We start from the raw sequence: 11,828 nt of genomic DNA, 5'->3' as shown, positions 1-11,828 counted from the left end.
ATTATGTTGATTACCGAATTAAATGCCTTGCAACCTCAAGCGGCCCATTCGGCCTTTATGCAGTGTTGTACAGCAAATGCTTGGGTGGTGCGAATGGTGGCTGCCATGCCATATAATAATTTAGTGGCGTTAACTGCACAAGCGGATATTAGCTGGCAAAACCTGACAGAAGCCGATTATTTACAGGCTTTTGAAGGGCATCCTAAAATTGGCGATGTCTCTAGCCTAAGAGAAAAATACCGCTCGACAGAGAAAATTGCCGCAGGAGAACAATCGGGAGTTAATACCGCGACAGAACAAGCATTAAGTGAATTGAAACAATTGAATGATGACTATCAAGAAAAATTTGGTTTCATCTTTATTGTTTGTGCCACAGGTAAAACAGCCACACAGATGTTAGCGATATTGGTAAAGCGTTACGCGAATAATCGCACTGAAGAAATCATCAATGCAGCAGAAGAGCAACGAAAAATATTACAGTTAAGAATTGAAAAAATGATGGCTGCGGCTGCGCCTATAACTCCTGCTTCAAACGTTAAAGAGAGCTAAACTATGAGTCAAATAACTTCACATGTATTAGACATCAGTCGCGGTAAACCCGCTGCAGGTATCACTATTTCTCTATTTGAACTTATAGGTTCAAGTGACAGTAAAAGCCAAGCACAGTGGTCGCTATTAGCAGAAGGTCAAACCAACAGTGATGGGCGAGTGCCTGCCTTACTTGAGAAAGATCGGGTATTGCCTGCGGGGAGTTACCGCGTTCATTTTGCGATAAGTGATTATTTTAATGCGCTGAATGAGCGAGCTTTTTATCCTTACGTTGATATTGTTTTTGATATCAGTGGTGCTGGTGAACACTATCATATTCCGTTATTACTGACCGCTTTTGGTTACTCAACCTATCGTGGCAGCTAAGATGATTTTACATGCTAAACCACTTAGCCAAAAGGCGTTTCAAGCTTTTGGTGATGTCATTGAAGTCAATGATGAAGCGGAAAAAATATCAATCAATTATGGGCTAACACAAAGGTATCATGCGTTAGCTACCCTAGATATTAGTGAGGAAGCAGGCCAAGGCATTATTAGTGTTTTTCGCTCATCGCCCAAAGAATCTTGTCAGATCAACGCCGGTAAAGGTCAATTAACCCTTGATTGTATGGAACGTCATCCCTTATCAAGTCAGGCTTTTTACCCGTTGTCTGCTAACGCTTATCTTGTGGTTGTTGCACCAGCGGGCGAATTTGATGTTACTCAGTTAGCGGTTTTTCTTGCTTCAGCAAATCAGGGTGTTAATTACCATAAAGGGACTTGGCATCATTATAGTTTAGCTTTAGGTCAAACCGCTGACTTTTTAGTTGTTGACCGACAAGGTGCTGGCAAAAACTGCGATGAAATTACCTTAGATAATAAAATTACCATACATTTCAATTTAGACAAGCGGAGCGATTAAGTCGATGTCAGTAAAAGCATTTCGCGGTGAAATTTTACATTTCATCGAAGACCCAGCCTTGACGTCTTGCCAAGATAAAGCGCAAGCAGAGCAAAGCAGCCATCAGTATTTTGAAGATGGTATTTTGCTGATAGAAAATGGCAAGGTTAAACAATTGGGTAGTGCCGAAGCTATGTTAGCGGATTTGGAAGACGCTATAGCGATCGAACATATTGAAAACGGCCTGATCGTCCCCGGTTTTATAGATACACATATCCATTATCCTCAAACTGAGATGATAGGAAGTTACGGTGAACAATTATTGCAATGGTTAGAAGATTATACCTTTCCGACCGAAAAAAAGTTTGCTGATAAAGCCTATGCTAGTAAAATCAGTGAGTTTTTCCTTAATCAATTACTGACTAACGGTACAACAACCGCATTAGTTTTTGGCACTGTTCATGCTGAGTCAGTTAATGCCTTTTTTGAAGTGGCTTTAGCTAAAAACCTCCGCATGATTGCTGGCAAAGTGATGATGGATAGAAATGCTCCTGACTATTTACTTGATACCGCGCAAAGTAGTTATCAGCAGTCTAAGCAGCTTATCGAAGATTGGCATGGCAAAGGGCGTTTGCAATATGCGATAACCCCAAGATTTGCGCCGACCAGCAGTGATGAGCAGTTAAGCTTGGCAGGGCAATTGTTAAAAGAGCATCCCAGTGTTTATATGCAAACCCATTTGTCTGAAAACCTAAAAGAAATTGAATGGGTTAAGTCGCTTAATCCCGATTGCGAAAACTATTTAGATGTTTATAAAAAGCATCAATTACTCGGTAACCGCAGTGTTTTTGCTCATGGCATACACTTATGTGATGCTGAATATAATGACTTAGCTCAATCGAATTCAGCGCTGTCGTTTTGTCCAACCTCAAATCTATTTTTAGGTAGTGGTTTGTTTAAACTTGATGTTGCCCAGCAACATAATATTAAAGTGGGTCTAGGTACTGATATAGGCGCAGGAACCAGTTTTTCACTATTAGAAACCTTAAAAGATGCTTATAAAACGCAGCAGCTTAGAGGCAAGAAATTAGATTCATTACAATCTTTCTACTTGGCAACCCTAGGAGGCGCGAGGGCGCTAGATTTAGAAGGTACCATAGGTAATTTTCAAGTGGGTTGTGAGGCTGACTTTATTGTCTTAGATTATCATGCAACGCCTCTAATGAAATTACGCGTAGAGCAGTGTCAAACATTGGCAGAGAAACTTTTTTCTTTCACGATATTAGGGGATGACCGCGCGGTTAAAGGCACTTATATACAAGGCGAATTAGCCAAGATCAATCACGATTAGTGACCACAATAAGAAAAATAACAACTAGGAAAAAATATGGATCCTTATATTGCCGAATGGCTTAATTTAATTTTACGGTTCTTACATTTAGTAACCGGTGTTGCTTGGATTGGCGCGTCATTTTATTTTGTTTGGTTAGACAACCATCTTGAAACACCGCCACAGTGGAAAGCAGACAAAGGTATTAAAGGCGACCTTTGGGCTATTCATGGCGGCGGTTTTTATGAAGTGGCTAAATATCAGCTGGCACCAGAAAAAATGCCAACCACGTTACATTGGTTTAAATGGGAAGCTTACAGCACTTGGCTAACCGGCTTTGCGTTGTTAATTGTTATGTATTATGTCGGTGCTGAGTCTTATCTTATCGACCCTCGCGTGGCCGATATTAGCCAAATGCAGGCGATTATTATTGGTTTATCAGTAATATTTGGTAGTTGGTTAGCTTATGAGTTGATGTGTGTAACTAAGCTTGCCAATAATTCGGTGTTTTTTGCGCTGATATTACTGATTATGGGCGCAGGTCTTGCTTACGGACTAACTCAAGTATTTAGTGCCAGAGGTGCTTTTATTCATGTCGGTGCAGTTATAGGTACTATTATGGCTGGTAATGTATTTCGCGGTATTATGCCCGCGCAACGGGCATTAGTGGCTGCTGTTGAAAGTGGCCAAGCACCTGATCCTAAATATGCCCAAAGAGCAAAGTTACGGTCAACCTTTAATACTTACACCACTTTACCTGTGTTGTTTATTATGATTTCAAATCATTATCCCATCACCTATAACCACCCGTATAATTGGGCGGTATTAGTGGCAATCATAGTGATTACCGGTGCGGCGAGACAATATTTTATTCTTCGTCACTTTGGTAAACAAAAACCGATGATCCTTATTGCTGCCGTTTTGGCGACAGTCGCCTTAGCGATAGTAATAGCGCCAAAATCGCCAAACAGTGATGCCAGTAATTTAGCACCTGTTGATGCGAGTATGGCTATGGCTATCGTACAACAGCGCTGTACGACCTGTCACTCAGCAACACCTTCAGATGATGTATTTACTTTAGCACCAGCGGGTGTGGTACTTGATACTCAAGCACAACTTAAGCAATGGGCTCCAAGAATTCAAGCACGGGTTGTTGACAGTCAAGATATGCCTTTGCTTAATAAAACTAACATCACTGATCTTGAAAGGGCACAGCTTGCCCAGTGGATCAAAGCAGGAGCAAAGATAAACCTTTAAAATAAAGTAACAGTTAAGCAAATCTATAAAGCGATTCGTTATATATGCCTAAGCCAATTTTAAATTTTTTAATACTAGGTTGCTCTTTAGATTTGCTGTGCTGGCTGACAAGGCGATAAAATACCGGTTAAACTCAACCTAGCCGCTTAGCACACCCCATTGTAGCTAGGCGTGCACATTGTCATGCGACTTATTTATCTTAGCGAGTAAACTTTTGGTTTATAACATCGTATGGTTTTTGTCGTTATGCCACTTTTTTGCTCGCTCAGCAATTTTCAGCTGTTAATCCCGGTATACTATTGACATTAAAGTCAACTTTAAGCTTATAATTACGCTAAACCCACCTCGTTAAACTTATTAACAGGAGTTCTACTTGAGTCACTCTGTATTTACACCAATAACCCTACCTAATGGCGCAACACTGCCAAATCGTTTAGCAAAAGCCGCTATGGAAGAAAATATGGCTGCCACGGGGCATTTACCTGGCGATGATATTTTTCAACTTTACAAAACATGGTGTGCGGGTGGCACGGGTTTGCTTATCACGGGTAATGTAATGGTCGACCACCGTGCAATGACCGGTCCAGGCGGCATAGCTTTAGAGGAAAAGACTCCCTTAGCGCCCTTTAAAAAATGGGCTGAAGTAGCAAGCCAAAATGGTACAAAAATATGGATGCAAATCAACCATCCAGGCCGACAAGTTTATGCCGCTATGGGGGGACAGGTATTATCTCCCTCAGATATAGCGTTGAATATGGGTAAGCATAGCAAACTATTCAGTAAACCAAGTCCAATGACAGAGCTTGAAATTGAAGCGTTAATTCAGCGCTTTGTTACCACAGCATCTCGTGCGGTTGAAGCGGGTTTTCATGGTGTTGAGATCCATGCTGCCCATGGCTATCTGTTGTCGCAATTTTTATCGCCGCTGACCAATAAGAGAAATGATAGCTGGGGTGGCAGTCTTGAAAACCGTGCGCGGCTACTCTTTGAAATTGTTAAAGCCATTAAGCAAGTTATCCCTGAAAATATAGCGGTAGCAGTTAAGTTAAACTCAGCAGATTTTCAGCGCGGTGGTTTTGATGAAAAAGATGCCTTAGCCGTAGTAAAAGAACTTGGTCATTTAAAAGTAGATTTAGTTGAATTGTCAGGTGGTAGCTATGAAAGTCCAGCAATGCAGGGTAATACAGCTGATGGACAGCCCCTAAATAGAGAGGCTTATTTTCTTGAGTTTGCTAAAGAAATTGCCAAACAAGCCCCTATGCCAATTATGACAACAGGAGGAATTGTCCGTTTAGCCATCGCACAAAAAGTATTAGACGAAGGCGTTGATATGGTTGGTATTGGTCGAGCACTGGCCTTTAGTCCCAACCTTCCTCAACGTTGGAAAATGTCATCTGACACCATTGCTGTTTTACCTCAAGTAAAATGGCAAGATAAAACATTAGCCGCGCTTGCAACTATGGCTATTACCAAACGTCAGTTACAACGTATCGGCAAAGGTAAAGCGCCTAAATTAAATTCATCACCGTTATTCTCATTGATTTATGACCAACTGCGACTAAAAAAACTGACGAAAATTTATCGAAATAAGTATAAAAATGAATAGGGCATATTAATGTTCTTTCAGTATTGGGGGAGTTCGTTGTCGAGCATCGCTTGGCAATTAACGGCGATACTTTAATCGAGTGGCTTTGATTAAGTCGCGAAATAGCGCTGCTGTTAACAAAAAAACATTAAGCTTTAACTATCGTTCTAAACGTAAGGTTTATTCTTGCGCCTTTAATGAGCTTAGTTGGCGGCAAGCGATGTAGCCAATACTGTTGTGTTGGCCCCTTCATAACTAACAAACTGCCAGCTTTAAGGGGTAAGCTAAAGACTTCTTTTGATTGTTTGTGCTTAAAAGCGAATTTTCTTTCAGCACCAAAACTCAAGGATGCAATAGCACCTTGGTCTTTTAAATCATCTTCACCGTCACTGTGCCAAGCCATACCTTCTTCGCCACTGTGATAGAGGTTAAGTAAGCATGAATTATAAGTTTCACCACTATGGCGTTCGACAAGTGCTTTTAATGAAAGTAAATCATCGGTAAAAGGCAACGCTGTTTTAGTGATATTTGAATAGGTATAGCTAAAACACTCTGCGGCATGCCAAGCCACTTTCCTTTTTGTTTCAATCGTCTTGCCAAAAATTATTGCTTGGTCACAACGCCAATCAATATTATTAAGCAAGCGGTGAAAATAATAGTCGCTATCGCCTAATGAGATAATTTCACCGAAATAATCGACATCACCATCATAGGGTAAAAGACTAATCGGCTGGTCTAATAAAGTTGAAAATAAGTCCATGGCAATAACACTTAGGTTAAAATATAAAGTAGTGGTAGCGCAGACACTTTTTTGATAAACAGGACCCAAGAGTACTTAAATTAACAACTCTCAGCCATTGTCTGAACTTTCTTAAAAATAAAATAAATAATAGCATAGTAGATAATAAAACTCATCGAGACTTACGTAGCCACTTTAAAAATTTAGTGATAATTGGTTACGCTGTCCGTATGCTGTATCAGCAAAAACAGCCTGAAGTCGCAATTATTTATCATTATTACTGGTGGTTATAGCCGATGGTGATTTGTGTTAAGATGTTAATTGCTTTAAAAATCAAAGCAGAGTAAAAATAGACGTTACTCAAACAAAGATAAACAGTTTACTAGCGTTTTTACCTTTCAATTTTAGTCGACAATTTATCGCTCGCTCGATAAGGCGTTATACATTTATCAAATTCTAAAGATTAGGAAATTACATGACTGATATCGATATTGGCATAAATAAAGAAAATAGAACGGAAATATCAGACGGTTTAAAACGACTTTTAGCCGACTCTTATACGCTATATTTGCAAACACATAATTTTCATTGGAATGTCACTGGTTTACAATTTCGTGAGTTACATTTGATGTTTGAAGAACATTATACCGAATTAGCAATTGCTGTTGATGACATTGCTGAACGCATTAGAACCCTAGATGTACCTGCACCAGGAACCTATAAAGAGTTTTCAAAATTAAGCTCTATTAAAGAGGTTGACGGTGTACCAAGTTCTGCGCAGATGGTTGAGTTACTCACCAAAGGGCATGAACAAGTTATTAAAACATCGCGTGAAGTTTTAAAAATTGCACAAGCTGCTGATGATGAGTCAACCGCTTCGCTAGTGTCTGATCGTATGCGTATACACGAGAAAACAGCGTGGATGTTAAGAGCAACTAAAGAATCATAATAAGTTAATTAAAAGGAAAATAACGGTTGGTTATCGTGGCCACCTTATTTTCCATTTATAGTATGCACGGCATAAAAGCATTCCTGCTCGCCTTTGAAATAAATATATAAATAATTTTTCAATTGCTGCCATGAGTTACTCTATTAAAAGATCAATAAGTCAGTAGCTTATTTTATAGCTGGCATCAGTAAGTTTTTCATATTAATCTAGCACCCTTAACTCATATTATTGGAGAGGTTTGTTATCAGTGAACTCGGCTTTCTAGACTTAACACAGTCTAAGCAATGGTTATCGGCTGCGCAAAGAAGCGCGCTTAGCGAAATTATCAAGGTTAGTTTTGCTGATGTAGACGCGGAAGTTTATCTGTTAAAGTATTTTGATAGTCCTGGGCCTGATCAGAGGAAGTTGCGACTTTATCTAAACCATCAGCAAATTATAGGTTACTGTTTACTCACCTTCACCGACAATGCTAATTGTACGGTCATTAAGGCCTCTGCTGCATTTCTTCCAAAACATCGAAAAGGTGGCAATACTTTTTTGTTTTCAATTAAAGAAAGCTTTAAAAGCTGGTTAAAAAGACCTTGGCGCAAACACTATTATGCCGATACCATGCTCAGTCCTGCTATGTATCGTGCAATCGCTAAGAATACCGCAGTAGTTTGGCCGTACCTTGGGCAATCTGCACCTAAGGAATTGTTTGCCCGCTTTAATCCAGATGGGAAAAACAGTAATGAAAATAAGCTTCGTTGTTTAGTTTCAGTAAAACGAAGCAGTAATTACAGCCAACAAGAGCTGGAAATGTTGCGCAGTAGCGATAAAGCAGAAATTAAGTATTATTGCCAGATCAACCCTGATTTTGCTCAAGGGATAGCGCTCTTTGTTATTATTCCAATCAATTTGCAGCAGTTTGTGCAAACGGCAATAAAACACCTAACAAAATAAGGGGATTTTTACGCTAACAAAGAGTAGCAATAAAAATCTACTAATAATGTTGAGGTAATACTCTTAAGGAATGTCGGTTAACTTAGCTTAAAGGGGCAATGATTTTATTCATTAAGTTGAGATGTTTAAATTGATTAAAATGGCCTAGTAGTTAACTAGGCTCTCATATCTAGAACAATTATTTATCTTTTAAAAATATCGTTTAACATGCCAGCAAGACGAATGCCTGCTTTCGTTATTTGTTCATTTAATATTGGCGTGTTCTTATAGGCATACTGATAACCTAATTCATTGTCTTTGGGGAAATCATAGACAGTTTCTCTGATAGACTTAGCTTCTTTAGCCCAATCAAGATAAACGCTATCTTGCCATAAGTTAATGATGTCTGGCGTCTGATTATTTAAAAAATCAGCATATTCGGTGTAAGAAAGTTTTTGGTGCTCAATAATTGATGAATCCCACACGGCATGAAGTTTTGTTGGTTTTCCAAACCATTTTACGGTTATTTTATTGCCACCCAGATCATCTCTACGCCCAACATGAAGGGGTTGGTGGATGTCACCAACAAAGTGAATATAGAAAGCTAATGCTTGCCATTTCTCTGCTTTGGAGATTGTTTTATCGCGAAGTGTTTTTTCAAAATCAGCTAAAGCTTTTAATATATCGCCGGCTTCATTTCTTTTTAGACCATTAAATACTTCATCATCATCAATAGAGATATAGTGCCAAGGCTTAGCATAATCCCATTTTTTATCTGAACGTATATTATCAGGCCAATTAGCCATTTGAGCTAATGGCGCACCATCGGTTAGTTGCATCAGCGCTTTTTTTGCCGAAGGTTCTAAATTATCTTCTGCTATTTTGGCAACCATACGATGTCCATTAGGACCAAGTGCTAGCGCCGATTTAATCGGTAAGTGGGCGAGTGTAATGACCATAACAGCCATCAAACTTTTATTTATCATCGATATAATCCTTGTTTTAGTGTTGTCTTATCTGCAGTAAACTATTTTATATTCTAGTATGAGTAAGGTTTATAGAGCAGTAAAGAACTTTATTGCTTGGAGACGTTTGCGGGTGTGGGCATTGATACAAGTTGCATTAACTTATCGCTAATGCAACTTGGTCTGCTGACTACAAGGTGAGTAAAAAATCTACCTGTTAAGTCTTCTTAATGATAATAGAGCAAGTCCTGCAAGTAAAAAGTAAAAAGTACCACCACTGCTGTCTTCCTTGGCTATTACTTCAGCGGCGACATTAATAGTAACAGCGGCTGAACTTGTTTTACCTTGATCATCAGTAACAGTTACATTAAAAACTAAACTTTCATCTTTACCTACTTTCGGAGCAACAAAAGTGAGGGTAGCTGTGTCAGTAACAGTTAGCTTAGCCCCTTTACCACTGGTTTGTGTCCAAAGGTAGCTAGCAATACTGCCATCACTATCTGCAGCGGTTGCAGTTAGTGTCACGTTGGCAGCTGAGGCAACTGATTGCTCATCACCTGCTGAAACTGTTGGCGCTGCGTTAGCATCACCACCATCACTACCACCACCACAAGCTGAAGCATAAAGGCTATCTACCCATTCAGGATGATCGATAAAAGGGTTACGGTTGCCTTGATATTCATAAATGGTGTGGTTACGGTTTATTTCAAAGGTATCAATAGGGTCTTGTGAATGCCAATCAAACAAGGTACATAATTTACCTAGTTCACCGGTACCATCACTCAACTTACTAGTAGCAGTGCCTACCATATCAACTAAAATTAAATCAGGCATGGTAATTTCTGTACCAGCGTCGTAACGTACATCCATATAAAACATCATCCGGGCAACATCACCTTTTACTTCATCTCTTGGTTCCCAAGTGTTTTCTGTGCTTCTGTTTTTAGGAGCTTCAGTGTTAGCCGTACCACCAATATCAAAATCACGATTACCACGGTCACTGTTCATCGATATATCCGTAGGGCGCAAATGATGAATATCGGTATAACCTAATTGATTAGTCTCTGGAAAACCATGTGATTTAGCCCATGTATGCTCACGATTCCAAAAATTTTGATTACTTGAAGCAGAGCCACTACCATTATCTGCTTTGGCTATAGAACGCCCTGAATAAAGTAATATTATGTTGTCGGCATTAGCAGGGTCTTCGTCAGTACTTGTTAGCGCGGTCCATACTTCTGAGTAGCTTAGTTGTTTATGGTTAGCACTAATGTCGGTTGTGATTGCAGCACGTAAACCAGCGGTTTCTGCAGCGTTTGCTTGAGTATAATAAGTTGCTTCGACATAAGTCATCCGATCGGCAATTTTTGCTAAGTCAGGGCAGTTGGTACAAATACCAGTAGCGGGAGTTGAACCGTCATCAGCAGGTGTGCCGGCAGTCGGTGAAGGTTGTGAACCGTCACAAGTCACTTCGCCTGTACAGCCTAAGCCATTAGCGGTATCTTTAGCAAAAGTAGCCCATTGTGTTGCTGGGTCAAAAGCATCATCAGTGATGGTATCACCTTCGGTAACCGTGTCTAGGCGACGTAAGGTATGATCTTTAGTTGAAAAGTCGCCGGTACCCCAATTACTACCAGGGTCGACACCAAATTGTCCAAAGCTATCGACAACACCGGCATTGTTAACAAGTATAATAGCATCATCACCATTGAAGTAAGTTACGCTTGTATCTTCAATACCTTGAGGAGTATCAAATTTAAATAGCTCAGTTGCTCCCTGGTTATAAACAACAATACTCGATCCAGGTACCAGTAAACCTTGCAATAATAGTTCATTTGGTGAGTCTGTCTTGCCATTTGCATAGAGCTCTAGTTTATAGCCATCAACCGCTAAATCGACATCGGCAGTACCTAGGTTAGATATTTCAATGGCTTTATTACTGCCACCACCTTCAACATACTCAGTGATCACTACAATCCCTTGTCCGGTTGAAGAGCCACCATCAGTCGGTAATGGTTGATTGCCATCACAGGCTGCTTCGCCCGCACAACCTAAACCGTCTGAGGTATCTTTTGGAAACGTTGCCCATTGTGTTGCTGGGTCAAAAGCATCGTCAGAGGTGGTATCACCTTCAGTGACCGATGTTAAACGGCGTAAAGTATGATCTTTAGTAGAAAAATCACCTTCACCCCAGTTACTGCCAGGGTCTGTGCCTAATTGTCCAAAACTGTCAACAACACCATCAGCGTTTGAAAGTAGTAGGGCATCATCGCCATTGAAATAAGTCGCACTGGCATCTTCAAGTCCTTGAGGAGCATCAAATTTAAATTCTGCAGTGGCATCTTTATTATAAACAACAATGCTCGAGCCAGGTATTAAAATACCTTGCAATGATATACCGTTAGTCGTTTCTGTCTTACCATTCGAATAGAGATCAAGTTTATAACCTTCCGCGGCTAGATCAACATTTACCGAACCAAGATTAGAGATTTCAATGGCTTTATTGCTGCCTCCCCCTTCAACATATTCAGTGATCACAACATTAGCATGACTTGATAGCACGCTAAGGCCGAGTACTGCTGTTAACATTTGTATTTTCATAATTTTCCTTTAGGTTATTTGCTCAATGGTATTGAGTCTTTTAGTTAGTATT

General features: G+C 39.9%; 11 protein-coding genes. 8 read left to right on the top strand and 3 right to left on the bottom strand.

The annotated features are described in order from the left end of the window. Positions 1–3: 3 nt before the first annotated feature. The 6 genes from uraD to ESZ26_RS08210 all read left to right on the top strand — a co-directional run bounded on the left by uraD (position 4) and on the right by ESZ26_RS08210 (position 5,622). Complete coding sequence (uraD, locus tag ESZ26_RS08235; RefSeq protein ID WP_146799263.1) at positions 4–549, top strand: 2-oxo-4-hydroxy-4-carboxy-5-ureidoimidazoline decarboxylase; 546 nt, start codon at positions 4–6, stop codon at positions 547–549. A 3-nt stretch (positions 550–552) separates the two neighbouring features. Continuing rightward, entirely contained in the window at positions 553–915 is a 363-nt protein-coding gene (gene uraH / locus ESZ26_RS08230; RefSeq protein WP_146799262.1) for a hydroxyisourate hydrolase, read from the top strand. Between the two features lies 1 nt (position 916). After that, the gene (locus ESZ26_RS08225; protein ID WP_146799261.1) at positions 917–1,450 is read left to right on the top strand and encodes an ureidoglycolate lyase; all 534 of its coding nucleotides are present in this window, start codon (positions 917–919) and stop codon (positions 1,448–1,450) included. A 4-nt stretch (positions 1,451–1,454) separates the two neighbouring features. After that, positions 1,455–2,780, top strand: a complete 1,326-nt coding sequence (gene guaD, locus ESZ26_RS08220) for a guanine deaminase (RefSeq protein WP_146799260.1) — start codon at positions 1,455–1,457, stop codon at positions 2,778–2,780. A gap of 36 nt (positions 2,781–2,816) precedes the next feature. Further along, positions 2,817–4,016 (top strand): urate hydroxylase PuuD, encoded by a 1,200-nt coding sequence (locus ESZ26_RS08215; RefSeq protein ID WP_146799259.1) that lies wholly within the window; start codon positions 2,817–2,819, stop codon positions 4,014–4,016. 373 nt (positions 4,017–4,389) lie between these two features. Continuing rightward, positions 4,390–5,622 (top strand): NADH:flavin oxidoreductase/NADH oxidase family protein, encoded by a 1,233-nt coding sequence (locus tag ESZ26_RS08210; protein WP_146799258.1) that lies wholly within the window; start codon positions 4,390–4,392, stop codon positions 5,620–5,622. 127 nt (positions 5,623–5,749) lie between these two features. Here ESZ26_RS08210 and ESZ26_RS08205 read toward each other — a convergent pair whose 3' ends face one another. Next, a complete protein-coding gene (locus ESZ26_RS08205; protein WP_146799257.1) occupies positions 5,750–6,361 on the bottom strand; it encodes an alpha-ketoglutarate-dependent dioxygenase AlkB family protein in 612 nt (203 codons plus the stop codon). A 454-nt stretch (positions 6,362–6,815) separates the two neighbouring features. On the opposite strand from ESZ26_RS08205, the gene ESZ26_RS08200 reads away from it, so the two are divergent. Beyond that, positions 6,816–7,289 carry a Dps family protein gene (locus tag ESZ26_RS08200; protein WP_070376816.1) on the top strand — a complete coding sequence of 158 codons (474 nt, stop codon included), beginning with the start codon at positions 6,816–6,818 and terminating at the stop codon, positions 7,287–7,289. A gap of 228 nt (positions 7,290–7,517) precedes the next feature. Further along, the gene (locus tag ESZ26_RS08195) at positions 7,518–8,231 is read left to right on the top strand and encodes a hypothetical protein (protein WP_223271582.1); all 714 of its coding nucleotides are present in this window, start codon (positions 7,518–7,520) and stop codon (positions 8,229–8,231) included. 182 nt (positions 8,232–8,413) lie between these two features. On the opposite strand, the gene ESZ26_RS08190 is transcribed toward ESZ26_RS08195, so the two are convergent. Then, positions 8,414–9,196 (bottom strand): S1/P1 nuclease, encoded by a 783-nt coding sequence (locus ESZ26_RS08190; protein ID WP_146799256.1) that lies wholly within the window; start codon positions 9,194–9,196, stop codon positions 8,414–8,416. Positions 9,197–9,385: 189 nt separating this feature from the next. After that, complete coding sequence (locus ESZ26_RS08185) at positions 9,386–11,776, bottom strand: endonuclease (RefSeq protein ID WP_146799255.1); 2,391 nt, start codon at positions 11,774–11,776, stop codon at positions 9,386–9,388. Positions 11,777–11,828: the final 52 nt, after the last annotated feature.

It is taken from the genome of Colwellia hornerae (genome assembly GCF_007954355.1).
Taxonomy (GTDB): domain Bacteria; phylum Pseudomonadota; class Gammaproteobacteria; order Enterobacterales; family Alteromonadaceae; genus Colwellia_A; species Colwellia_A hornerae.
The sequence above is the reverse complement of the archived record's forward strand: the minus strand, read 5'-3'. Positions and strand labels throughout refer to the sequence as shown.